Below are 24688 nucleotides of genomic sequence, written 5' to 3' on the forward strand. Positions count from 1 at the left end.
GAAGCGCGATGGATAAATTAAAATGGTGGCAGAAGACGATGGTATATCAAATTTATCCGAAGAGCTTCTATGACAGTAATGGTGATGGAATCGGTGACTTGACGGGTATTACTCAAAAATTAAGCTATATCCATAATTTGGGCGCTGGCGCAATTTGGCTGACACCGATGTATAGTTCCTCCATGATTGATAATGGCTATGATGTTTCTGATTACAGGAATATTGCACCGGAATATGGCACGATGGCTGATATGGAAGCGCTGATTCATGAAGCAAAAAAATATGATATTCGTATTTTGCTGGATTTGGTGTTTAATCATACCTCGGATGAACATGTCTGGTTTCAGGAATCTCGTAAGAGTCTCGAAAATGACAAACGTGACTGGTATATCTGGCGTGATGCTAAACCGGACGGTTCACCACCAACAAATTGGCGTGGTATTTTCGGTGGATCAGCCTGGACTTTGGATGAATGTACCGGACAATATTATTTGCATACGTTTGCGGCAAAGCAGCCGGATCTCAACTGGGAAAACGTGAAGGTGCGCCAAGCAATGTATGATATAGCTGAATTTTGGCTCGACAAGGGCGTTGGCGGGTTCCGCATTGATGCGATAACCTATATAAAAAAGCCGGCTGTGTATGATGACTTACCAATCGATGGACCTGACCGTATGGGAAATGTGCATCAGGCAACAGCAAATCAGTCAGGTATTTTGGACTTTTTACAGGAATTTAAACAAGCGGTTTTTACTGGCAAAGATATTGTAACGGTAGCAGAGGCCAATGGTGTCAAAGCTGAGGAATTAAAGTATTGGGTTGGTGAAACAGGTATATTTGATATGTTGTTTGAGTTCAGTCACATTTCTTTAGATATGGAAGAGTCCAGCTTATGGTATCAACCAATTCCCTGGAAACTCACACAATTGAAACGGGCCTTGTCGGAAAGCCAGCGGGCGACGTCAAATAATGGCTGGTATCCAGCATTTTTTGAAAATCATGATCAGCCGCGTTCGATCAATCACTTTTTCCCTGAGGCGGTTGATGCAGAGTTGGCAGCTAAAGTGTTAGCTACCGTTTTACTCACATTAAAAGGAACGCCGTTTATTTATGAAGGACAAGAATTGGGGATGACGAATACGGCCTGGCCATCGATCCAATGCTATGATGACATTTCATCGCATGGACAATATCAACTTGCGCGGCAAGCGGGTTTGTCGGATCAAGAGGCATTGAGGTTTATTCAAAAATACAGTCGCGATAATGCTCGGACACCTATGCAATGGAACAATCAAAAAAATGCTGGTTTTACCACAGGGAAACCATGGCTGCCAGTAAATGAAAACTATCGAAACATCAATGTTGCGTGTGAACAAATGAAAGAAAATTCTGTTTTTAATTATTATAAAAAATTGGCGGAGCTTCGTAAAAACTATGAAGCTTTATTACAAGGCAGATATCAGGAACTATTGAAAAGCAATGAAGCAATTTATGCTTATTTGAGGATACTGTCAGAGCAAACGATATTAATAATTTGTAATTTTTCGGACAAGCAGACCGCGTATGAATTGCCAAGAGATCTCATCATAAATAAATTGTTGATGGGTACCTATGACGATGCACCAGAAAATAGACTGCGTTCTTATGAAGCGAGGATCTATCTCTGTGAAGGGAGCGATGTCCTTTGAAACTGGCAGCAAGTGATTTTGATGGGACGCTTTTTATTGAGCATGAAATTGCGAAAGAAACGGTTGAAGCGATTCTTTCGTGGCGTCAAGCAGGTCATAAATTTGGCGTAATAACTGGTCGTGATTATGGGATGTTATTACCACAACTCAAATTTTTTGGTGTTGAAGCAGATTTTTCCATATGTAATAATGGGGCAATTATCTTTTCGAAAAATGGTACGGTTTTGTATCAGGCGAAAATACAACCATCGATATTATATGATTTAGCCACGCATCAATGTTTGGCCGACAGCTTGCATGTTGCATTTTCACAAGCAGATCGAACCTTCGTGTATCAAGCGAAAGCCGGTTCCTGGATTGTCCGCGAAGGCCGACAATGGAATTTTCCTGTACAAATGATAGAGGCTGATAAAATTTCTTCGTTGCGGGATGTTCAACAGATTTCTTTAGGTTTTTCGCAGCTAGAGCAGGCCGCACAGGCTGTTTTACAGTTGAACTTGTTGTTTGGAGACAAAGTACAAGCCTGCCAAAATCGTGGCAGTGTTGATATTACGCCGTTGGGGATTGACAAGAGTACCGGGATTGAAATGCTTTTGCAAATGAAACAATGGGAGCAGGCCGATGTGTATGTTATTGGTGATGAAAGCAATGATTTATCGATGATTTGTAAGTTTGGCGGGTATGCAATGGCATCCGCACGTGAGCTTATTCAACGGCAAGCAAAAAAAGTTTTATTTCTGTGGGAAGTATGTTGAGAGAATATAGGTAAATAGGATAAATCTTGATCATGAGTTGTAACACAAATAAAAATAAAGGACGTTGATTATAGCATGAAAATGAAAAAAGGCTTATTGGTATGGATGATTACGTTAACATTGGGGGCAACGACAAGCGCATTTGCGGCATCGGCAAGTAGCTTCAATGATGTACCGAAGGATCATTGGAGTTATGCGGCACTGGACGAATTAGCAAAAGATGGAATTATTGAAGGCTATGCTGATGGATCATTTCAGGGGAATCGAACAATGAGCCGTTATGAAATGGCAACAATTATTGCTAAAGCAATGGATAAATCCAAGACAGGTTCATTGGGCGATCAAGCCTTAGTGGAAAAACTAGAAAAAGAGTATGGTAGTGAACTGGAAGCTTTGGATAAAAAAATTGATGCTGTAAATGCGCGGGTTGATAATGTGAAAATAACAGGATTTGTTCGAACCCAGTGGGATAGTGATAAATCGGCAGGAGCCAATAACAATGGCAATAAAAGATTCTATATGGATTTGGAAGGCCAAATGAAAGTTTCCGATCAATGGACAGCAAAATTTCAGTCAGAAACAAATCGTCATTATTCACATAATGATAGTACGAATAAAACGCATAAGGGGCAAGATGATAGTGATACAGGAACATTTCAAAGAATTTGGGTCGATGGAACGATTGCGAATAATTGGTATGTAAACATTGGACGTAAATGGAGCGGAATTGGCTATCAGAATATGCTTCAAGGCAGCGAAACAGATGGCGTGCAATTCTGGCATCCAATTTCGAAAGATTTGACACTGAGTGGTTGGTATTTTGCACCAACCTGGGATGGTGCGGATTATGATCTTTATGGTGTTAACGTTTTTGGTAAGATTGCAAAAAATCTTGAAGCCAATGTTGCGTATGGCCAGGCGAATAAAGAAAAATGGTTTGGTGATAAATATGCCGCCGTTGATTTGCGGACGCAGTTTACACCTACGGTGAAATTGACGGGGACTTATGTATGGACTGGTGCAGATAAAGATAATACGGATAAGGCGGTACGATTAGATTATAAAGGAGCAGATATGAAGCATGTTGGATCATTTGGTGCCTATACTCGGTATGTAAATTATGGCGCGAATGGCGATATTGGGCATGATGATGAATGGGGTTCTTTGCCAAGTAATATGAAAGGCTGGATTTGGGGCGTAAAATATGTGCCATGGCAAAATGTAGAATGGGAAACATTATATTCTAAACAAAAAATAAATGCGAATAGTACAAATGATGATAGAAAATTGTTCCGGACAGAATTGGATTTTCATTTCTAAATAACAGGGATCTATATATCATCATTAAAAAAAATTACATCTAGCCTATCAGTCTGCCAGGGATGGTACATAGGGAATATCTCATTCCTGACGATTGCCATATAGAATATTTAATGCAACTTATATAGGTAAAAATTTGTAGAGGAGCGAAATCTATGGCACATAGAAAGAATGGAATGCGTGCTATTGTTTTAGCAGTTACACTTGGTTTGTTTGCAGCTCCACTGATTGAATTACCCCAAGTGGATATCAACTTTATTACAAAAGCAGAAGCATCACAGTCAGAGGAACAAATGGTTATACTTGCTGGTAGTTTGCAAGGTGAACTGGGAGGCAGCAAAGTCTGGAATCCGAATGATCAAAAAACGCGGATGAAATATATTGGAAATGGAAAATATGAACTTCAAGGCAAACTCCCTGCCGGCGATTATGAATTTAAAATTGCGATTGGTGGTAGTTGGAGCGAAAACTACGGTGATAAAGGGCAGCCTGATGGAGCAAATATAACACTACATCTTAAATCTGCACAAAACGTGACATTTGATTATGATGGGATTACACATATTGTTACGTATAGCTATGCTGGGATGGCTGAGCCACCAGCCGGAAAAAAAGAAACTACTGTAGTTGAGCAGCAAAGAAAAATAATGGTTGCAGGAAATTTGCAGCGTCAGCTTGGTGCAGCTAAGGATTGGGATCCCGGCGATATGAAAACGCAGATGAAAGATTTGGGGCATGGCTTTTACAGCTATACGACAAATTTGCTTGCAGGGTCTTACAGCTATAAAATTGCCGTCAATGGAAGCTGGAATGAAAACTATGGTTTGAATGGCAATGCGGATGGTTCTAATATCCAGATGACTTTGACTAAGCCGCAGACAGTGACATTTTACTACAATGATACAACACACAAAATAAAAGACAGCAACAGTTACAAGTTGTTACCGGATCAGGATTTACCTATCGTCAGCGGCGATTTTGCAAAGATGGCCAAAGGTGATCTTTTGATGCGAGATACAATTCTTGATGAATTTTATACGACAAGTCTTGAGGCAAAAGCCGGAACCTATCATGTGACGATCAGGCAAAAAGGCAAGCAGCTGGCAGAGCAGCCCGTTATCGTAACGAAAGACAGTAAGCTGACACTTTATTTTGATGCAAAAAGTGGCAAACTGCTGGTTGACGATGGCAGTATTCATGAAGATAAACTTTATCATAATACTTGGGAACTTTCGAGTCGGCAGCCATTTGAAGCAATTAAAGCGGGTGATAGTGTGACTTTGGCTATCAGAGGACAAAAAGGCGATATCAAAAAAGCACAGCTCATGTTATTCAAATCAAGAATTGTAGCCAGAGGTGGCGATGAATATAATATTGACTACAGTGCTGGTACGAGGACGGTTTATGATCTGGATTTTGTTGGCAGTCAAAACAATCAAGATATTTGGTCCAAAAAAATTCAAATTAACGATAATGGAGTTTATGGCTATAAATTTATTCTTAATGGAATTAAAGAATATGGTGATGATGCAAAACCAGGACAGACGGGAATGGTTACATTGCGGGATGCAAAACCATTTCAACTGACTGTTTACCGAGCCGATTATAAGACACCGAATTGGGCGAAAGAAGCGGTAACTTACCAGATTTTCCCGGATCGTTTCTTTAATGGTGATCCGAGTAATGATAATGCGAAGACAACTGCTCGAGGTCTGCAGCCGATTCAACATAAAAACTGGAATGAATTACCAACAAATCATTCCAGAACACCACAACTTGATGGGGATTCCTATGAATGTAATGATTTTTTTGGTGGTGATCTAGTCGGGATTACGAAAAAATTAGATTATTTACAAGATCTTGGCATTACTGCAATCTATGTGAATCCAATCATGGAAGCAGCATCAAACCATCGTTACGATACAGTGAATTATGAAAAGATTGATCCCTTCCTTGGCACACAAAAAGATTTTGATAATTTGATTAAAGAGATGGACAAACGTGGGATGCACTTAATTATGGATGGTGTGTTCAATCATGTCGGCGATGATTCAATCTATTTTGACCGCTATGGTAAGTATAAAACGGTGGGTGCCTATGAATACTGGTCAAGAGTTTATGATTTTATGAATACGAAACATATGAAACAGTCTCAAGCTGAAGCGGCTGCAAAAAAATCTTTGGTGGCGGAAGGTCAAGTGTTCAGTTCCTACAATTGGCAGAATTGGTTTGACATATCAAATGAAAAAACTATCGATGAAATGGGAACGACATATAAATATCATTCATGGCAGGGTTATTCAAATCTTGTTCCGTTTAAAGATTTTCCGCCAACCGCGGATTCACCTGTGAAAGATGAGCCAAATCAGCTAAACAATATCGACCTTGATAAATATTTTATCGATGATGATAATGCTGTCATTACAACCTGGTTTAAAAAAGGGTTGGCTGGTTGGCGATTTGATGTGGCCAAAGAAGTTCCGGCGGAATTTTGGGAAGCTGTGAGAGCTAAGGTGAAGACAATTAAAACCATACAGGGTGATGAACCCTTGCTGCTTGGCGAAATATGGCAGGATGGATCACAGTTCCTTACGGGGGATCAGTTTGATTCCGTCATGAACTATAAACTCAGCTTTGCCGTAGGCGATCTGTTTTTGAATAAAGGCGATGCAGCCGCAGCGGATGCTGAACTCAAAACTTTACAGCAAAATTATCCGAAAGAAGCTCTGTATGATTTGATGAACATCGTGGATTCACATGATGTGGTTCGCGCTATTTTTAAATTTGGCGGCGGCCAGGATAGTGTCACGCAAGCTTCTTTGAAAGATTTTAACTATGAAGAAGGTAAGGCTAAACTTAAGCTGGCAGCGACTTTCCTTATGGGTTATCCGGGAATGCCGACAATTTATTATGGTGATGAAGTCGGTGTATATGGAAGCTCAGATCCGGATTGTCGTAGAACTTATCCTTGGGGACATGAAGATCAAGAGTTATTAAGCTATTACAAAAAAATTATTAAAGTCAGGAATGATCACAAGCAGCTCTTTGCGCATGGTGATGTATTTACCTTAAAAGCAGATGGTGATGTTTATGTTTATGGACGCTCGAATCAAGGTGAAGACGCTATCATAGCCATGAATCGCGGTAACTCCAAAGAAATTGTTTTGGATGCATCGAATTTTGCTGAAGGGACTCTCTTCAAAGATGCACTGGATGATAACTATATAGTTTCGGTGCAAAATGGCAGGCTGACACTTGAACTCGGTACCTTAAAAGCCAGAATGCTGCTAAATAAATAGGGCTCTTTTGGCAATGTGTTATTAGAAAAAATAAAAAAATGGATAAAATATTCTGGAGGCGTATATAGTATGGATAAGAAATTTTCGGTAGTTGTAGCAGGCGGGGGCAGTACATTTACCCCGGGAATTGTGATGATGCTTTTGGCGAATTTGGATCGTTTTCCAATTCGTAAATTGAAATTTTATGATAATGATGCAAAACGGCAGGAAATAGTAGCCAAAGCCTGTGGAATTATTTTGCGAGAAAAAGCACCGGATATTGAGTTTGAAGCAACAACAGATCCACAGACAGCATTTAGTGATATTGATTTTATTATGGCTCATATTCGTGTTGGTAAATATGCAATGCGGGAGCTTGATGAAAAAATTCCGTTGAAATACGATGTGCTTGGGCAGGAAACTTGCGGACCTGGCGGCATTTCATATGGTATGCGTTCGATTGGCGGTATAATAGAAATCATTGATTATATGGAAAAATATTCTCCGAATGCTTGGATGCTCAATTATTCGAATCCTGCTGCCATTGTTGCTGAAGCAACTCGTAAGCTTAGACCTAAAGCTAAAATTTTGAATATCTGTGATATGCCCATTGGTATTGAACGTCGTATGGCGGCTATTGCCGGGTTGAAATCGCGTAAAGATATGGAAATTCGTTACTATGGATTAAATCATTTTGGTTGGTGGACGAGTATAATGGATCACCAAGGTAATGATCTGATGCCGAAAATTCGCGAATATGTAGGACAAAAAGGGTATAATCTTGATGACCCAGAATTTAAAGCGGATCCAAGCTGGAGCGTTACGTACGATATGGTTAAAGAATTTTATCAGCTGGACCCTAATACTTTGCCGAATACGTATTTGAAATATTATCTCTGTCAGGATGAAGTGGTTGAACATGCCAATCGTGAATATACAAGAGCCAATGAAGTCATGGCGGGAAGAGAAAAAACCGTCTTTACGGAATGCCGACGGATTGCAGAGGTTGGTACAGCTAAAAACTGTGGTTTTGAGGTGGATGAGCATGCGTCCTATATTGTTGATTTGGCTCGTGCGATTGCTTACAATAGCAAAGAAAGAATGTTATTGATTGTTGAAAATAAAGGTGCAATTTCAAATTTCGATCCGACAGCTATGGTTGAAATTCCTTGCATTGTTGGCTGTAACGGACCAGAACCTTTGACGGTGGGTGCTATTCCACAATTTCAAAAAGGTTTGATGGAGCAACAGGTATCTGTCGAAAAATTAGCAGTAGAAGCCTGGGCGGAAGGATCTTATCTGAAACTCTGGCAAGCAATTACCATGTCGAAGACGGTTCCTAGTGCTCGTGTTGCAAAACAAATTTTAGATGATCTAATTGAAGCTAATAAAGATTACTGGCCAGAATTGAAATAAAAATAAGTAAAACAAGCTGGATACCAATGCGGTATCCAGCTTGTTTTACTTTACGATTGTCCCATGCATAAATTTTTCATTCACCAATACACACATTTCATCGGTGAAAATTCAGTGATTTTAAACAAGCTTAAGGCCGCAGTTTGCAGCAGATATCACGAATAATTCGTGCGGTTAAGCCCCAGATAACACCTTCGTTTGTTTGATAGGTGAAAATACGCTGGCGAAATTGTCCCCAGGGTTTTTGATATTGTTCCGGCAAGCCTAATTTCCTTGCTGGTAATAACTGGACTTCTTCGTTCAGATGATTGATATAGGATGGATGGTTTTTTAAGATAACGTTATAGGTAGAGGGGGGATTTTTTTCAAAAAAGGATATGGGCAGTGTGAAGGCGTGCTCTACCTCGGCCGGGTTTGATTTTATATCGGCAAGCGTGTAGTCTGCCGTAGCGATAAAGGTATCGATCGTTTTTCCCAGGGGGACAACCAGCGTATCGAGTTGACCAATGATAGAAATTTTGTCAGGGCAAAGTCCGAGTTCCTCTTCTGTTTCGCGTAAAGCAGTTTGCCTTAGTGATATGTCTTTTTGGGGGTCGTATTTGCCGCCAGGAAAACAAATTTCACCAGCTTGCGAAATAAAGGCACTTCTTTTTTGCAGCAGAAAATGGTATTCATTTTCTATTGGCAGTAATAAAACGAGTACAGCCGCAGGCATATATTCATCGATTCCCTGAATACCAGGAACCTCAGGTAAGGACTTTTTTAGACTGGATAGGTCGTTTTCTTGCATAAGAGAATACACCTCGATTATGGTATGTAAATACAATTAACTATATATACGATAACATAGTCTGATGGTTTGAGAAAGGGGTTCATTAAATTCAATCCAATATTAAAGATTGAACAATCTGAAAATATTTATTTTTCTTTTAATAAGTATGGTAGAATATAAATTACAAATTTGTATTCGCATATTTATGAATACATATATAAGCGTGCTTTATTTAGGAATATGAACTTTTCTGTCCTGTGATAGAGAAAATGTAAGGAGTGTGTATATAGTTGCAACAAGAATGTAGTGAAATAAGAAAAAATCGTGTTTTAAATCAATTGATTCAAATGACGGATCTTATAGTAAATCAGCTTAATACCTCGTTACAAGTTGGTTTTTCCACCAAAGATATTGCTTTGCAACTGAATTTATTGCGAAACAATGTAAGTATGGAATTAAATATTTTGGTAAGGGAAAAAAAGGCTATTAAAGTAGCAGGAAAACCAGTTTTATATCTAGCAGTTTGTTCAGTAGAAAAAGCTGTTCAGATACATTTTGAAAGTGTTGCTTTTCCAAATGTAGAGGCTTTTAAATCTGCTTTGGGATTTGAAGCTGGAGCGTTGCTGTCTTTAGATAAAATATCACAAAAAGTGGTAGAGATAAAGCAGCCGCTTATGGCGAAAGTGAAAAATAAACATAAATTAGATCCAGCGGAAGGCATACTGGAGAAAATTATCGGTGTACATGATGATCTACAAACGCAAATCAAACAGGCAAAAGCAGCTATTTTATATCCGCCAAACGGATTACATACATTGCTTATTGGTCCGACCGGAAGTGGGAAAACGACATTTGCTGGTGTTATGCATCAATATGCCATTGAATCTGGGAAATTACCAAAAGAAGCGCCTTATGTAATCTTTAATTGTGCAGATTATGCTGAAAATAAACAATTGTTGATTTCACAATTGTTTGGCTGTATTAAAGGTGCTTATACAGGCGCAGGACAAGAACGACGTGGTTTAGTGGATAAAGCGAATGGTGGTATTTTATTTTTAGATGAAATTCATCGTTTGCCTCCGGAAGGGCAAGAAATGTTATTTTCTCTCATTGACAGGGGAACATATCAAAGACTTGGTGAAACCGATCAAACTCATTTTGCTAATGTACTGATTATTGCTGCTACTACGGAAAACCCTGAATCGGCAATTTTACGAACTTTTTTACGGAGAATTCCTTTAACTATTGCACTTCCTGGGATTAATGAAAGACCGCTAAAAGTAAGAATGCTTTTGATTTGTCAGTTTTTTCGTGAAGAATCTATGAAAATTAAAGTTCCACTCACGGTAGCCAAGGAAGTTTTAAAAGTGTTGCTGCTATATAAATGTCCAGGTAATATTGGTCAATTACGCAATGACATTCAACTCATTTGTGCTAATGCATTTATTGAATATGTTACAGCTGGAACAGAAGGAGTGCAGATCAAATTATCACAATTAACAGATCAGTTAAAAGAAGGATTTTTCTCTTTGGATGAAAAACGACAGGAAATTATGCAAAATTTTAATTTGAACGATTGCGAGACCATTACCTTTAATGGTAGTGAAAATGATTTGAATGAAAATCTGCATGATATTTTACTCTATGATGACTATCAAATGGATGATACATTTTATGAGTTTATTTTGGAAAATGCGCAAAAATTATATAAAAAAGGATGTTCTATACCGGAAATAAAAAAAAGCATCAGGACAAAGATGCAAAAGCGCATGCATGAGATTGTACCAAAAGCTTTGAAATGTAACTTACAAGTTGATAAAGAAGTACTGTCTAAACTTGCAACACCAGAAATTGTTCATATTATTGAAGAACAGTTAAATGCAGCTCCAAAGTTATTTGGTCCGGTTGTTGATACAAAACTTATTTATAGTTTGGCACTGCATATGGAGACTTTGGTTGAAAGAATTCGACAGGGAGAAATCACCATATATCCTAATATATCTGAAATTAGCAATAAATATCCAGATGAATACCATGTTGCAAAAAAAATAAAAACCGCAGTAGGAGAAGTGCTCTCTATTAACATACCGGAAGATGAGGTTGCTTTTATTGGTGCATTCTTGTATTCGATACGGCATAGTAAAGTGGATGGTAATATACAGGTCCTGGTCATGGCACATGGTCAGTCAACTGCAAGTAATATGGTAGAAGTTGCAAAAACTTTATTGGGGTATGATTGTCTTCATGCTTTAGATATGCCAATGGAATCAAAAGTTGAGGTTACTTTGCAAAAAGCAGTTGAATTTGTTAAGAGAATTCATCGTGGCAGTGGTGTTTTAATTTTAGTTGATATGGGATCGCTGACTACATTTTCTGAGATTATTACAAAAAAGACAGGGATACCAACTAAAACAATTCGGATGGTTAGTACACCGATGGTAATTGAGGCGGCACGTAAAGCAATGATGCCCAATATGGTTCTTGATGAGCTGGTTAAAAGTGTAATTACAATGAGTCCGTTTATAGGTGAAAGAATTAAAATTACGGATATGTCGCTGCATGAGGAAGAATATCGTGAACAGAAATTTCCGATCCAGCCGGCATTTACCAATAACGTATTTAAAATGTTGGAAAATATATTAGTTTTTTTAAATGTGAAAAAGACGTATAAAATTTTAGAGGCTGTTTTAAACCATATACTTGCCGACTACGAACAAGCTGCGGATGAAGTTATTCGCCTTAAATTTTTTTTCCATTGCTCTTGTATGTTAGAGCGTGTTATTCGGAAAGAACCATTGCCTTATAAAAATTTTATAAAGGTTCAAAAAGAAAAAGAACATTTATTTCATATTGTGAAATTGGATTTCGTGCTGGCAGAAGAGTCATTTGGTATTTCGATTCCCAATACAGAAGTTACTTATGTTGTTGAAATGCTATACTTACATTTTTATTGAAATTTTTCGCAAGGCAAATAAACATACATAGTTTAGTCTCCGACAAAAGGATTCAACCTCAAAATGCACATGAGGTTGAATCCTTTTTAATACACATTGTGATACACATTAACAAAGAACAGTAATACACATAATACTTTATCTATACTGAGACAGATTTTTATTAAATCAGGAAAAATATTGGTGAAATACATTTATGAAATGTTATATAGAAAGGCCATTTTACTCTTAATACACATAATCATCTGTATTGGCATAATATTTGCATTAATAAAGATTGTAAAGTTATATTGGAATACAGAGATAGGAGGTGATAAGATGATTGGTATTTTGCTATTAACACATGAAGATTTTGGGGCAGGAATGATAAAAAGTGCTGAATTGATTGTTGGGAATGTACAACATACGCTGTCGCTTGGCTTGCATCGTGGTGATGATATTGCAACATTTAAACTTAAAGTACAAACCGCAATTATGGAGCTCGATGAAGGAGGTGGTGTACTTGTCTTTGTAGATTTATTTGGTGCAAGCCCATATAATGCAACAGCTATGGCAAGTCAGAATATTAAACCCAAATTCCGTTGTATCACAGGACTGAGTTTTCCAATGTTATTAGAGGCTCTGACGATGCGTGGCAATTATGAATTGGTGGAGTTAACTACACATTGCATGCAGGTTGGTATCGATGGTGTAAAAGAATTATTTTCTGAAATGGGTTTGTTATAAATTTAGTCAAAAAAGGATGTTTTATATGTTGAATATTGTATTAACGCGCATTGATGATCGATTAATTCATGGTCAAGTTGTTACCGCCTGGTCGAAAACAACAAAAGCAAACCGTATCATTGTTGTGGATGATGAAGTTGCTCAAGATGAATTTATGATTAAAATTTTACAAATGGCTGCACCGAATGCCTTTAAAATTGGTATTCATACCATTGAAGTGGCCGCTGAAATTTTAAAAGGCGAAGATATCGGCGAACGCGTTATGGTTTTGGTGAAAACACCCAAAACGGTTGAAGCACTTATCGAGGGCGGAGTTGATATCAAAACATTAAATCTTGGTGGTATGGGGGCTGTTGTCGGAAGAAAACAATTGTATCGCAATATTTCTATTTCTGAAGCGGAAAAAGAATGCTTTAAGAGATTGATCTTACGTGGAATTCATGTTTATGTACAGATCGTACCAGATGCTTCAGCCAAAAACATTGAAACATTATTTTAATAAAATATTTTGAGGGGGAATAAGAGATGGAAGTATCATTTTTCCAGGCAGCATTGATTGGATTTTTCTATTATCTTTCATGGAGTCCTTGGTGTACGTATGTAGGTTTTTTCACATTGAATCGTCCACTGGTAGCGGGGTTTATTACTGGTATCATTTTAGGACATCCAATGGAAGGCGCATTGATTGGAGCCGGTATTAATGTTATTTATTTAGGGTTTATTTCAGCTGGTGGTGCCCAAATGGGAGATCCATCATTTGCGGGTTATGCTGGGACAGCACTAGCAATTATTTCAAATCTTGATGTCAGTACAGCGATGGCTATTTCGGTTCCACTCGGGACAATTGCCACGGTTTTATGGATTGCAAAAATGACTGTCAATTCCTTTTTTGTTCATTGGGCAGATCGAGAAGTAGAAAAAGGGAATATTAATAGGGTGGCATTTATCAATGTTGTACCGCCACAAATATTATTGTTTGTTGTTAGTTTTATTCCGGCAACCTTGGTTGTATATTATGGACCAAGTGCTGTGAATGGCATGTTAAGTATTTTAACGGATAATGTTTTACATGTTTTTAATGTAATTGGAGCCATGTTACCTGCTTTAGGTATTGCTATGAATCTGAAATTGATTGGAAATTCTTTTACTATGCCATTTTTTGTCTTAGGGATACTTTTGGCTGTTCAGTTTAAAATGGATATCATTATTATATCAATTATAGGTGTAGTTATTGCTTTAACAATTAGTGCAATGAAAAATAGTTCACAATCCGGCGAAGGGAGGATGTAATTATGTCAAATCAAAAATTAGTTAAAAGTGATGTCATAAAATCTTGGTTCAATTGGTTTATGTTTGCTCAATCGAATTATAATTATGAACGTTTGCAAGCGACAGCATTTGCACACGCCATGTTACCGGTTATCAAGAAGCTCTATAAAGAACCGGCAGAACAAAAAGCAGCGATGCAGCGTCATTTATCTTTTTTTAACACAGAACCTATTTGTGGGTCTGTAATTCATGGTGTTACTGTTGCTATGGAAGAAGAACGTGCCAACGGAAAACCAATTACTGATCAGGCGTTTAATGGTATCAAAACGGGTTTAATGGGACCCCTTGCTGGTATTGGTGATACATTAACACAAGGTGTTATCACACCGATTATGCTGGCTATTTGTATCGGAATTACGAATAATAATAATATTGCCGGACCGATTATTTTTATTTTGGCTCAGTTTATCATAATGACAACAATTTCTTTTAGTATGTGGATGAATGGTTATAAATATGGACGTTTAGCAGTAGAACAAATTATGTCAGGTGGGAAGATAAACCGTGTGATTGAAGCGGCGTCTATTCTAGGAACTTTGGTTATGGGTGGTCTGGTAGGACGATTTATTCCACTTCAGTTTGCTTTTACATTTGATTTGGGTGCAGGTTCGATCTTTAGTTTACAGACAGATTTATTGGATAAACTATTTCCCGGCATGATACCTCTCGTTTTGACACTGGTGGTTTTAAAAATGGTAAAGGCCGGTGTTTCTCCAATTAAATTAATGGGTATTTTGATTTTGTTTGGAGCGATTACGGGTGCATTAGGAATTTTTTAAAATAGTGAATGCGTAGAAAGGTGTATTAGTTATTATGAAATTAACTTTAGAAAATATAGATCAATGTTCTTTGTCTGATTTATTAGGAGAAACGATGGAATGCCAATGTGGACAAAAACATCAGATTACTATGAAAAAAGTGATCATTGAGCCTGGAGCTATTCAAAAAACAGCAACCGTTTTAAGAGAACTTGGATATAAAAAAGCTCTATTAATTTCTGATTCAATTACGTGGAATATTGCTGCTGAAAAAGTGGCAGATGTTTTAAAAAGAGATCACTTTGATTATAAAATCTACATTTTAGAAGGACGCATTATTCCCGATGAAAAAACGGTGGGGAATATTTTGATCCATACTGAAAAAGATTTTGATGTTATTGTTACGGTTGGTACTGGTGTTTTAAATGACCTTGGCAAATTTGTCAGTTTTAAAATGGGTATTGATAATATTGTAGTTGCTACGGCACCGTCCGTTGATGGATTTGCTTCACAGCATGCCGCACTGGTAATTGGTAATCTTAAAACATCCTATAATACAGCTTGTCCAAAAGTTATTATTGGTGATGTTGATATTTTAAAAGCGGCACCGATGCCAATGATTATGGGTGGCTGGAGCGATATTATGGGAAAATATTCGGCACTTAGTGATTGGAAAATCAGCCGCATTGTAAATGATGAGTATTATTGCGATGTTATTTATGAAATGGTGCATAAATCGGTACAAACATGCCGGGATAATATCGAAAAAATTAAACAACGAGATCCAGAGGCTATTCAATATGTTATGGAAGGGCTTGTCTTAACGGGAATCGCAATGAGCTTTTTAGGAAATTCGCGACCTGCTTCTGGTTCAGAACATCATTTATCGCATTGTTGGGAAATGCGTTCATTAGCAGACCATACTAATTTGGCACCGCATGGGGTACAAGTTGGTGTAGCGACAACAATCATCACGAATTTATACAAAAAGTTGGCAAACATCTCTGTGAATTTTGACGATGCTAAAGCGAAAGCAAAAACATTCAATGAAGTTTCATGGGAAAAAGATGTAACGAGTTACTACCATGACAGTGCAAAAGAAATAATTGAAGAAATAAAAACGGAGCAAAGATATTCAGTACAAAACAGATTAATACGTATTCAACGTTTGAAAGATCATTGGAAGGAGATTCAAGTCATTTTAAATACGATTCCATCTTCGCAACAAATTAGTAATATGCTCAAATCTGCAGGTGCACCAACAACACCAGAAGAAATTGGAATAACGGTTCAAGATGCGGTAGATTCAATTCGTATGGCAAAAGAAGTGCGATCCAAATATACTATTTTAGGGGTTTTGGATGATCTTGGTTTATTGGATCGTTTTGCTGAAGAAATAAAAAAAGAATTTTAAAAAGATAAAAGGTTATGCGTCTTGAAAGGAGTCATAATATGCAGCAAATTATTGTAATTGGTAGTGACCATGCAGCGTTTGAATTAAAAACATTTTTAACCAAGCAGCTTCAGACAAGTGGATTTATTGTGGAAGATGTGGGAACGTATAACCAAGAATCAGTGGATTATCCGCAATTTGCGCAAGCCGTTGCTGAGAACATAGCTAATGCGCGAGGGGGGAAAAAAGGAATTTTATTATGCGGAACTGGTGTGGGAATGTCTATTATGGCAAATAAAGTAAAAGGTGTTCGGGCGGCACTGATTCATGATTTATTTTCGGCGAAATTAACAAGAGAACATAATGACTCAAATGTTTTATGTATGGGTGCAAGAGTCATTGCCGCGTCGATGGCATGGGAGATAGTTAACGTCTGGCTGTCAACGCCATTTATAGGAGGAAAACACCACAATCGTATTGCATTTATTACAAATTATGAACAGAAAAATCTATAGCTGGAGTGGATGGATTGAAGAGAAAGGGGAATAAAGGTAAAATGGGAAAAATAGAAGAATCATGTGTGAATGCATTACGAATTTTGTCCGCAGATCAAGTTGAAAAAGCACAATCTGGTCATCCTGGAATGCCGCTTGGCAGTGCTCCGGCAGTTTATGAATTGTGGGCAAAGCATATGCGGCATAATCCTAAAAATCCAGAATGGGTCAATCGAGATCGTTTTGTTTTGTCAGCAGGTCATGGGTCGGCACTTTTATATAGTTTGTTGCACCTTTTTGGCTATGGTCTTACGATTGATGATTTGAAAAATTTCCGTCAGGATGGGTCTTTGACACCAGGACATCCTGAATATGGACATACGATGGGAGTTGAAGCAACAACGGGTCCGTTGGGAGCGGGTATGGCAATGGCTGTTGGGATGGCTATTGCTGAAGCGCATTTGGGAGCAATCTTTAATAAACCGCAGTTTCCGATTGTCGATCATTATACCTATGTTTTAGGTGGAGATGGCTGCTTAATGGAAGGAATTTCATCAGAAGCATTTTCTCTAGCCGGAACGTTGGGACTTTCTAAATTGATTGTTTTGTATGACAGTAATTCAATTACGATTGAAGGCAGTACAAATCTGGCATTTACAGAAGATGTATGTAAACGTATGGAGGCTTTTGGGTTTCAAACCATCACCATTGAAGATGGAACGAATTTAGATCAAATTAGCCAAGCTCTTATAGCAGCAAAAGCCGAAAAAGACAAACCATCTTTTATAAAAATAAACACTGAAATTGGTTATGGTTGTCCGCCAAAACAAGGGACACCAAGTGTGCATGGAGCACCATTAGGGGCGGAAAATATAAAAATTTTGCGCCAAACATTGGGTTGGGCTGATTTTGAAGCCTTTAAAATACCAGCGGCTGTTTATCAGCATTATCAAGATATCACACAGATTAAAGTGAAAGAGGAAGAAGCTTGGGCTGAAATGTTTCAGTCTTATAAAAAACTTTATCCCGAAGCTGCGAAACAGTGGGAGGTTTATCATCAAAAAGGAAATGCAAAATCGTTGTTACATGATGAACAATTTTGGGCGTGTGAAAATAAACCGGATGCAACAAGAAATATTTCCGGGCGGTGTATCAATTATTTAAAAGATATTTTTCCTAATTTAATTGGTGGCAGCGCAGATCTGGGGTCGTCGAATAAAAGTGTAATGAAAGACAGCGGTGATTTTAGTGCAATTGAATATAAAGGGCGCAATCTACATTTTGGCGTAAGGGAACTAGCTATGGCTGGTATTGGCAATGGTATTTTATTGCATGGTGGTCTGCGAGCGTATGTAGCAACTTTTTTTGTTTTTAGTGATTATATCAAACCCATGGCTCGTTTAGCAGCGATTATGCAGTTGCCATTAATCTATATCTTGACACATGATAGTATAGGTGTAGGGGAAGACGGGGCGACACATGAACCTATAGAGCAACTCGCTATGCTTCGGGCAATGCCAAATTTTACAGTCTTTAGACCAGCCGATGCAGCTGAAACGGTGGCAGGATGGTATTGTGCCATGAATAGTGAAAAAACACCATTTGCATTAGTCTTGACTCGACAAAATTTACCGCAATACGCTGGATCGGGCAAAAAAGCGTTAGCAGGTGCTTATATTATAGACCAAACAGACCAGAAAAAACTCGATGGTATTTTAATTGCCAGTGGTTCGGAAGTTGCACTGGCAGTAGCAGCAAAAAAAGAGCTAGCAAAAGAAAATATAGCAGTTAATGTTGTTAGTATGCCATCTATGGAATTATTTGAACAACAATCGCTGGAATATAAAGAAAGTGTATTGCCAGCTCATATTAGATCGAGAGTTGCCATTGAAGCTGGTTCTGATTTTGGTTGGGGAAAATATGTTGGTTTAGATGGTGCAGTTATTACGATGCACGAATTTGGTGCATCAGCACCAGCAAATATTTTATTTGAAAAATATGGCTTTATGGTAGAAAATGTTACAGAAACTATGAAAAAAGTTTTAGGGAAATAACACAAAAAGCAAAGTATTCTCAATAGGGATATACTTTGCTTTTTCTGTTACCATAGTGTTGATTTGAAAAAATTTTAAAGTGCAACTCAAATCAGAGGAAGTCCTGCTGCCGGACAGGGCTGTATTTTGTTTGTCGATAAGGTCATAAGTAACTGACCGATACGGCGTATGCCTTCTTTAAGAAGTTCTTCATTGTGTGTTGCAAAACAGAGTCTGATCTCATTGCTGTGCGTGCCGTTCGTGTAAAAGGCGATACCGGGAACAAAAGCAACTCTGCTGACAGCGGCACGGTGCATGAGTTCAGTAACCGATATCGGATGTTTTATTTTACACCAAATGTAAAAGCCGCCAGCTGGTACGGAAAAATCAATCGTTTCCTTACAATAACGTCGGAGTGCATGAACCATTGCATCCCGGCGTTTTTTATATTCACTGCGAACTTTGGTCAGATGATCGGCAAGAATATTTTCTTCGATACAGACCAAAAGAATGAATTGTGCCAGATTATTGCTGTGCAGGTCAACATGTTGTTTTTCTTGGGCTAAGCGATTTATTACTGGTTGTGCCGCTGTTACCCAGCCAGTTCGGAGTCCTGGCAGCAGTGTTTTTGAAAACGTACCAATATAGATGACACCGCCATAGGTATCAAGACTTTTTAAAGAAGGTGGTGCTGGCTTTTCATAATATAATAAACTATAGGGGTCATCTTCGATGATGACTAAGCGATAACGTGTGGCAAGTTCAATTAAAGCCTGCCGGTCATCTAATGACATCACACGACCAGTTGGATTTTGAAAAGTCGGAATCGTATACATTAATTTGGGACGATAACGGATCAAGTAATCTTCCAAAAGTTCCAGATCTAAATGGTCAGAATCCGGTAATGTTAAGATGCGGGCACCGGCGGCTTCTAAAGCTTGAATGGCACCTAAATAAGTTGGTGATTCGACGATGACGTAGTCCTGCTGTTCAATAAAAGCTTTTACAGTCAAATAAAGACCTTGCTGTGAGCCGGATACAATGAGGATTTGATCTGGTGTTGCCTGACTGCCAAATTGTGACTGCCATTTTGCTATGGCTTGTCGTAAGGGAAAATAACCTTCAGTGGCTATATAGCCGTAGTCCGTGCGAGTGAAATCATCTTTTCTTTTCGTGAAAGCCAATTCAATCAGGTCAAGCGGGTAAAAGCTTGGATCTGGCATACCAGCCGCCAGTGAAATGGTTTCCTCGGCGGTTGGCGCTGCAATTAATGTTCGTAAGAGTGAAGCCATTGGCGATTTATATTGAGGAGAAAACAATTGATCCCAGGCCATGGAACCATCAACAGTTGGTTTTGTACTATCGTTCACATAGGTGCCACTGCCCATTTTTGATTGGATAAGACCACGTTCTTCCAACAAACGGTAGGAACTGAGTGTAGTTGTACGGCTTATCTTTAACATTTTTGCCAGTTCTCGTTCAGGCGGTAGTTTCGTACCTCGAGGCAATGTAGAATCTTTAATTTTAGCGGCTAAACAATTTGCTAATTGTACATAGAGCGGTGCATCATGTGAAGTGGAAATATGAAGACCAATTATTATTTTAGTGATATCCATTGTGCATAAAACCCCATTTTTATTTAGAATTATTCGAATTGGTACTTTATTTATATTATATTGGATATTTACGAAGAATACTATCTTTGTTAGTATAAATAAAATAAAAAAACTTCTGTGGGAATTTATTGATAGCCGAAAAACGGTTCACATGGAAACAAGATGATAAGGAGTGGAAAAGTTATGACGGTTACTTTTGCCAGAAGAATGGATGGGCTCAAAGCATCCGAAATACGTGAAATATTAAAACTTACTCAACAAAAAGATATGATATCTTTTGCTGGAGGGCTGCCAGCGCCAGAATCTTTTCCAGTTGAAGCAATGCAAAAAGTTGCTCAGAAAGTTTTAGAACAACAGGGCAGTCAAGCGCTTCAATATTCGACTACAGAGGGCTATGAGCCGTTGCGGGAAAAAATCGCTGAGCGAATGAATCGTAAATTTGCGACAAGTGTTCAGGCGAACAATGTTTTAATCACTTGTGGTTCACAGCAGGCCTTGGATTTTTCAGGAAAATTGTTTTTGAACGAAGGCGACATTGTATTATGTGAAAGTCCAACCTATTTGGCGGCAATTAGTGCCTTGAAAGCTTATCAACCGCGCTTTATTGCGATACCAACCGATGCGCAGGGAATGGTGCTGGCCGAACTCGAGAAAACATTAGCTTCACAGAAAAATGTGAAATTGATTTATGTAATACCGGATTTTCAAAATCCAACAGGCAATTCATGGCCTTTAGAACGGCGCCGCGGTTTTATGGAAATTATCAATCGATATCATATTCCGGTGATTGAAGATAACCCATATGGTGAATTGCGTTTTGAAAACAAAATTATTCCAGCTTTAAAGTCAATGGATACGAATGGTTTGGTTATTTTTACCAGCACTTTTTCCAAAACATTTTGTCCGGGACTACGTATCGGTTGGATTGCTGCCGAAGAAAAATTCATTGAAAAATATGTATTGATTAAACAAGGTGCAGATTTATGCACTTCAATCCGCGGTCAAATGGAAATTGCAACATATATGGACGATTATGATTTTGAAGAAAATGTGGAAAAATTAATTCAATTGTATCGAGTCCGGCGCGATGTTATGATTGAAATGTTAGAAAAAAAACTCCCTCAAAATGTGACATTCACGCACCCACAAGGGGGCCTGTTCCTTTGGGTGCAGCTGCCAGAAGATATAGATGCCAGCGAATTGTTGCAAGATTGTTTAAAAAAGAAAGTTGCTTTTATACCAGGCGAGTCTTTTTTCCCTAATGGTGGTGGGAAAAATACATTTCGGCTCAATTATTCCAATATGGCTGAGCTGAATATTCGTGAGGGGATAAAACGGCTGGTACAGGCTATTCTTGAATATCAAACTGACTCGAAAAAAAGAGTTGTTGGATAAAATGATTATATTTGAAATTTCAATAAAATGAAGGGGCGATACCTTTGAAAACAATTGGTTTAATAGGTGGTATGAGCTGGGAATCTTCGGTAGATTATTATAAAATAATCAATGAAACAGTCAAAGCTAAACTGGGGGGACTTCATTCAGCAAAATGTATTTTATATTCGTTTGAATTTGATCAAATCGAATCGTTGCAGCATCAGGAAAATTGGCAGGAACTTACGAATATTATGGTCGATGCAGCAGAAAAATTAAAAAAAAGCGGTGCCGATTTTATTGTAATTTGCACTAATACGATGCATAAAATGGCAGGCGATATTGAAAAACGTGCTGGTATTAAAGTTCTACATATTGCTGAAGTAACAGCTCAGCAAATTGTTGCTCAAAAAATGAAAAAAGTGGCACTGCTTGGTACGAAATTTACGATGGAACAGGATTTTTATAAAAAGATATTAACGGAAGATTATCATATTGAAGTTGTAATCCCGAATGAACAGGAACGAAATATTATTCATGCTGTTATTTATAATGAACTTTGCCAGGGTATTATAAAGGCGTCCTCTAGAGAAGAATACCAGAAAATTATCAATCGTCTGATAGCAAGTGGGGCGGAAGGTATTGTTTTAGGCTGTACGGAAATCCCATCTTTAATTCAAGAAAAAGACTGTATGGTGCCACTGTTTAATACAACCAACATCCATGCTGTAGCTGCTGTTGAATTTGCATTAGGGAAAAAATAAAAATTTGCCAATAAAACGCAAGATTATATCATCAAGGTATCGTCTTGCTTTTTATTTGACAAGTTATTTGTAGTGGCATAATATTAATCGCAAAGCGAGATTAATATTATGCCACTTGGTTTTATAGCGACTGGAGGGATGAAAATGGAAACAGAGGAAAAAACAGCCTGTACTGGAGACATCGCAACGATTGAAATGGATTCTTTGGCGGGTCTTGAACGAGAGGATTTAACAATTCTAAAATTGTTTTTAACGTGGCTTAAAATAGGTTTTACTTCGTTTGGGGGTGGTGCGATTACGCAGTATCTGATTCAAGAGAATTTTATTTATAAACATAAATGGATTACGGCTGAATCATATGCGAATATTATTGGCATGTGCCAAATTACGCCGGGGATTAATATAATCGCTTATACCATACTTATTGGTAAGCAGCTGGCTGGTTGGCCGGGCATTCTTGTTTCAGTCCTAGGACTTATTTTGCCAAGTGCCGCTATTACCGTTGGCATCTCGGCTATTTATGTGAGTCTCAGTCAATTCCATCGGGTACAATCGGCGTTACATACGGTATTTGCAGCAATTTTTGGTATTTCGCTGGCAACAAATTGGCGCAACATCAGACCAATTTTACAGAATAATCGCCAGCAAGGTCTTTTGGTATTCAGCGTGTCTTTGGTGATTTTGATTGGCAGCGGTTTAATTTATGTATTCTTCAATCCATCGGTCATCGTTTTATATCTTTTAGGTGGATTAAGCGGTGCTTTTATTTATTGGTATGCTGCCAGAAAAAAGGTGAATTGATAGATGAATTGGTTTTTGTTCTTTTGGGTTGTTTTTAAAGCAATTTTATTTTCAACAGGCGGCTTTGGTCCGCTGCCGAGTCTACATACGGATTTTTTAGCAAATGGCTGGGCGACGGAAACGCAGTTTGCGGAAGCTTTGTCAATTGGGCAGATAACACCGGGCCCCAATGGCCTTTGGGTGGTTAGCTTATGCTATTTAGTAGCAGGAATTCCGGGAGCAGTCTTATCTTGTATTGCTTTGCTCGTACCGCCGCTGTTTGTTTTGTTTGTTCAGCAGTGTTACAATCGGATTGCACATCTTCCGGCAACACAAGGTTTATTGGATGGCGTAGTGCTCGTTATCGCCAGTTTTAGTATAATTGTTCTTATGGGAATGTTTCAAAGCAGTGGTCTGGATGCTTTGACGGTGGTCATTGCCAGTGTGAGTGCAATACTCGCGGTTACTCGCCGGGTATCGATCAATCTTATTTTGCTATTTGCCGTTGTGATCGGTGCCGTCATGGGATGATCGCCAGCGGAAAAACGAGTTTGTTTCGACATTGCGCAAAGGATTGATTTGTTTATAGTATGCCAGAGTATTATAATGGAAGTATAGCAAATTACAGGTGCTAAGTTTCTTTAGAAGTAAGAGAGGATGTAAGGCATATGGTGATTTTATATTTAGCGGATGGTTTTGAAGAAGTCGAAGCAATTAGTGTAATTGATGTTTTACGCAGAGCTGATATTGAGCTTCAAACCGTTTCAATCATGGGGAAAAAAGAAGTAGCTGGAGCACACGGCATTTCCATTTTCGCAGATATGATTTATGAGGATGTAGATCATTCTAAAGTATCTATGATCATTTTGCCTGGTGGTGGACAAGGCACGAAAAATCTCGATCAGCATGGCGGGGTCAATGTACAACTATTGAAAGCGGCTGAACAAGATAAATATATCGCAGCTGTATGTGCGGCACCAAAGGTTTTAGGGCGTTTGGGACTTTTGAAAGGGAAAATGGCAACATGTTATCCTGGTAATGAAAAATATTTAATTGGTGCGGATATAAGTGCGCCAGGCAAGACAATTGTGGATGGCAAGATCATTACTTCGCGCGGTCCGGGGACTTCATTAGATTTTGCCCTTACGATTGTAGCTGTTTTAAAAGGGCAGGCACTAGCCGATACGATTCGAAAGGCACTGGTTCTCTGATTTTTCATTCGTAAATAAAATAGTACA

At 38.4% G+C, this 24688-nt stretch carries 20 protein-coding genes; 18 read left to right on the forward strand and 2 right to left on the reverse strand.

What is annotated here, in order from left to right; all coding sequences use genetic code 11:
- Positions 1 to 8 precede the first annotated feature (8 nt).
- The 5 genes from BMY14_RS09385 to BMY14_RS09405 all read left to right on the forward strand — a co-directional run bounded on the left by BMY14_RS09385 (position 9) and on the right by BMY14_RS09405 (position 8457).
- A complete protein-coding gene (locus BMY14_RS09385; protein WP_091831143.1) occupies positions 9 to 1688 on the forward strand; it encodes a glycoside hydrolase family 13 protein in 1680 nt (559 codons plus the stop codon).
- Complete coding sequence (locus tag BMY14_RS09390; protein WP_245741344.1) at positions 1685 to 2443, forward strand: HAD-IIB family hydrolase; 759 nt, start codon at positions 1685 to 1687, stop codon at positions 2441 to 2443. Before BMY14_RS09385 ends, BMY14_RS09390 begins: the two co-directional genes overlap by 4 nt.
- Before the next feature lie 75 nt (positions 2444 to 2518).
- Positions 2519 to 3763, forward strand: coding sequence for an S-layer homology domain-containing protein (locus BMY14_RS09395; RefSeq protein ID WP_091831146.1), 1245 nt, complete (start codon positions 2519 to 2521; stop codon positions 3761 to 3763).
- A 155-nt stretch (positions 3764 to 3918) separates the two neighbouring features.
- Positions 3919 to 7062, forward strand: coding sequence for a pullulanase X25 domain-containing protein (locus BMY14_RS09400; protein ID WP_091831148.1), 3144 nt, complete (start codon positions 3919 to 3921; stop codon positions 7060 to 7062).
- 69 nt (positions 7063 to 7131) lie between these two features.
- Positions 7132 to 8457 carry a 6-phospho-alpha-glucosidase gene (locus BMY14_RS09405; protein ID WP_091831150.1) on the forward strand — a complete coding sequence of 442 codons (1326 nt, stop codon included), beginning with the start codon at positions 7132 to 7134 and terminating at the stop codon, positions 8455 to 8457.
- A gap of 130 nt (positions 8458 to 8587) precedes the next feature.
- On the opposite strand, the gene BMY14_RS09410 is transcribed toward BMY14_RS09405, so the two are convergent.
- On the reverse strand, positions 8588 to 9247 hold the full coding sequence (locus tag BMY14_RS09410) for an NUDIX hydrolase (RefSeq protein ID WP_091831152.1): 660 nt from the start codon (positions 9245 to 9247) through the stop codon (positions 8588 to 8590).
- 272 nt (positions 9248 to 9519) lie between these two features.
- Between BMY14_RS09410 and BMY14_RS09415 the strand changes: the two genes are divergently transcribed.
- The 8 genes from BMY14_RS09415 to tkt all read left to right on the forward strand — a co-directional run bounded on the left by BMY14_RS09415 (position 9520) and on the right by tkt (position 18937).
- Positions 9520 to 12183 carry a sigma-54-dependent transcriptional regulator gene (locus tag BMY14_RS09415; RefSeq protein ID WP_245741345.1) on the forward strand — a complete coding sequence of 888 codons (2664 nt, stop codon included), beginning with the start codon at positions 9520 to 9522 and terminating at the stop codon, positions 12181 to 12183.
- A gap of 318 nt (positions 12184 to 12501) precedes the next feature.
- Entirely contained in the window at positions 12502 to 12909 is a 408-nt protein-coding gene (locus BMY14_RS09420; RefSeq protein ID WP_091831154.1) for a PTS sugar transporter subunit IIA, read from the forward strand.
- Between the two features lie 25 nt (positions 12910 to 12934).
- Entirely contained in the window at positions 12935 to 13408 is a 474-nt protein-coding gene (locus BMY14_RS09425; RefSeq protein ID WP_091831156.1) for a PTS sugar transporter subunit IIB, read from the forward strand.
- 26 nt (positions 13409 to 13434) lie between these two features.
- Positions 13435 to 14199 (forward strand): PTS mannose/fructose/sorbose/N-acetylgalactosamine transporter subunit IIC, encoded by a 765-nt coding sequence (locus BMY14_RS09430; RefSeq protein ID WP_091831158.1) that lies wholly within the window; start codon positions 13435 to 13437, stop codon positions 14197 to 14199.
- 2 nt (positions 14200 to 14201) lie between these two features.
- Positions 14202 to 15017, forward strand: a complete 816-nt coding sequence (locus tag BMY14_RS09435) for a PTS system mannose/fructose/sorbose family transporter subunit IID (RefSeq protein ID WP_177177536.1) — start codon at positions 14202 to 14204, stop codon at positions 15015 to 15017.
- 34 nt (positions 15018 to 15051) lie between these two features.
- A complete protein-coding gene (locus tag BMY14_RS09440; protein ID WP_091831162.1) occupies positions 15052 to 16410 on the forward strand; it encodes a sn-glycerol-1-phosphate dehydrogenase in 1359 nt (452 codons plus the stop codon).
- A 38-nt stretch (positions 16411 to 16448) separates the two neighbouring features.
- Entirely contained in the window at positions 16449 to 16904 is a 456-nt protein-coding gene (rpiB, locus tag BMY14_RS09445) for a ribose 5-phosphate isomerase B (RefSeq protein WP_091831164.1), read from the forward strand.
- 41 nt (positions 16905 to 16945) lie between these two features.
- Positions 16946 to 18937: a transketolase gene (gene tkt / locus BMY14_RS09450; protein ID WP_091831166.1), complete on the forward strand. Its 1992-nt coding sequence runs from the start codon at positions 16946 to 16948 to the stop codon at positions 18935 to 18937.
- 86 nt (positions 18938 to 19023) lie between these two features.
- Here the strand turns inward: tkt and pdxR are convergent, their stop codons facing one another.
- Complete coding sequence (gene pdxR / locus BMY14_RS09455; RefSeq protein ID WP_091831168.1) at positions 19024 to 20532, reverse strand: MocR-like pyridoxine biosynthesis transcription factor PdxR; 1509 nt, start codon at positions 20530 to 20532, stop codon at positions 19024 to 19026.
- Positions 20533 to 20715: 183 nt separating this feature from the next.
- Here pdxR and BMY14_RS09460 point away from each other — a divergent pair, with 183 nt between their 5' ends.
- From BMY14_RS09460 to BMY14_RS09480, 5 genes are all read left to right on the forward strand, one after another.
- A complete protein-coding gene (locus BMY14_RS09460; RefSeq protein WP_091831170.1) occupies positions 20716 to 21927 on the forward strand; it encodes an aminotransferase-like domain-containing protein in 1212 nt (403 codons plus the stop codon).
- A gap of 44 nt (positions 21928 to 21971) precedes the next feature.
- The gene (locus BMY14_RS09465; RefSeq protein ID WP_091831171.1) at positions 21972 to 22670 is read left to right on the forward strand and encodes an aspartate/glutamate racemase family protein; all 699 of its coding nucleotides are present in this window, start codon (positions 21972 to 21974) and stop codon (positions 22668 to 22670) included.
- Between the two features lie 144 nt (positions 22671 to 22814).
- A complete protein-coding gene (locus BMY14_RS09470) occupies positions 22815 to 23471 on the forward strand; it encodes a chromate transporter (RefSeq protein WP_245741346.1) in 657 nt (218 codons plus the stop codon).
- 3 nt (positions 23472 to 23474) lie between these two features.
- Positions 23475 to 23981, forward strand: coding sequence for a chromate transporter (locus BMY14_RS09475; protein ID WP_091831173.1), 507 nt, complete (start codon positions 23475 to 23477; stop codon positions 23979 to 23981).
- Positions 23982 to 24118: 137 nt separating this feature from the next.
- Complete coding sequence (locus BMY14_RS09480) at positions 24119 to 24661, forward strand: DJ-1 family glyoxalase III (protein WP_091831175.1); 543 nt, start codon at positions 24119 to 24121, stop codon at positions 24659 to 24661.
- Positions 24662 to 24688 lie beyond the last annotated feature (27 nt).

It is taken from the genome of Propionispira arboris (genome assembly GCF_900109225.1).
GTDB lineage: Bacteria > Bacillota > Negativicutes > Selenomonadales > Selenomonadaceae > Propionispira > Propionispira arboris.

Bases quoted from the DNA above. Each gene is read 5' to 3' on its own strand.
- BMY14_RS09385 (WP_091831143.1), top strand. From the start codon at position 9: ATGGATAAATTAAAATGGTGGCAGAAGACGATGGTATATCAAATTTAT.
- BMY14_RS09395 (WP_091831146.1), top strand. From the start codon at position 2,519: ATGAAAATGAAAAAAGGCTTATTGGTATGGATGATTACGTTAACATTG.
- BMY14_RS09400 (WP_091831148.1), top strand. From the start codon at position 3,919: ATGGCACATAGAAAGAATGGAATGCGTGCTATTGTTTTAGCAGTTACA.
- BMY14_RS09405 (WP_091831150.1), top strand. From the start codon at position 7,132: ATGGATAAGAAATTTTCGGTAGTTGTAGCAGGCGGGGGCAGTACATTT.
- BMY14_RS09410 (WP_091831152.1), bottom strand. From the start codon at position 9,247: ATGCAAGAAAACGACCTATCCAGTCTAAAAAAGTCCTTACCTGAGGTT.
- BMY14_RS09420 (WP_091831154.1), top strand. From the start codon at position 12,502: ATGATTGGTATTTTGCTATTAACACATGAAGATTTTGGGGCAGGAATG.
- BMY14_RS09425 (WP_091831156.1), top strand. From the start codon at position 12,935: ATGTTGAATATTGTATTAACGCGCATTGATGATCGATTAATTCATGGT.
- BMY14_RS09430 (WP_091831158.1), top strand. From the start codon at position 13,435: ATGGAAGTATCATTTTTCCAGGCAGCATTGATTGGATTTTTCTATTAT.
- BMY14_RS09435 (WP_177177536.1), top strand. From the start codon at position 14,202: ATGTCAAATCAAAAATTAGTTAAAAGTGATGTCATAAAATCTTGGTTC.
- BMY14_RS09440 (WP_091831162.1), top strand. From the start codon at position 15,052: ATGAAATTAACTTTAGAAAATATAGATCAATGTTCTTTGTCTGATTTA.
- rpiB (WP_091831164.1), top strand. From the start codon at position 16,449: ATGCAGCAAATTATTGTAATTGGTAGTGACCATGCAGCGTTTGAATTA.
- tkt (WP_091831166.1), top strand. From the start codon at position 16,946: ATGGGAAAAATAGAAGAATCATGTGTGAATGCATTACGAATTTTGTCC.
- pdxR (WP_091831168.1), bottom strand. From the start codon at position 20,532: ATGGATATCACTAAAATAATAATTGGTCTTCATATTTCCACTTCACAT.
- BMY14_RS09460 (WP_091831170.1), top strand. From the start codon at position 20,716: ATGACGGTTACTTTTGCCAGAAGAATGGATGGGCTCAAAGCATCCGAA.
- BMY14_RS09470 (WP_245741346.1), top strand. From the start codon at position 22,815: ATGGAAACAGAGGAAAAAACAGCCTGTACTGGAGACATCGCAACGATT.
- BMY14_RS09475 (WP_091831173.1), top strand. From the start codon at position 23,475: ATGAATTGGTTTTTGTTCTTTTGGGTTGTTTTTAAAGCAATTTTATTT.
- BMY14_RS09480 (WP_091831175.1), top strand. From the start codon at position 24,119: ATGGTGATTTTATATTTAGCGGATGGTTTTGAAGAAGTCGAAGCAATT.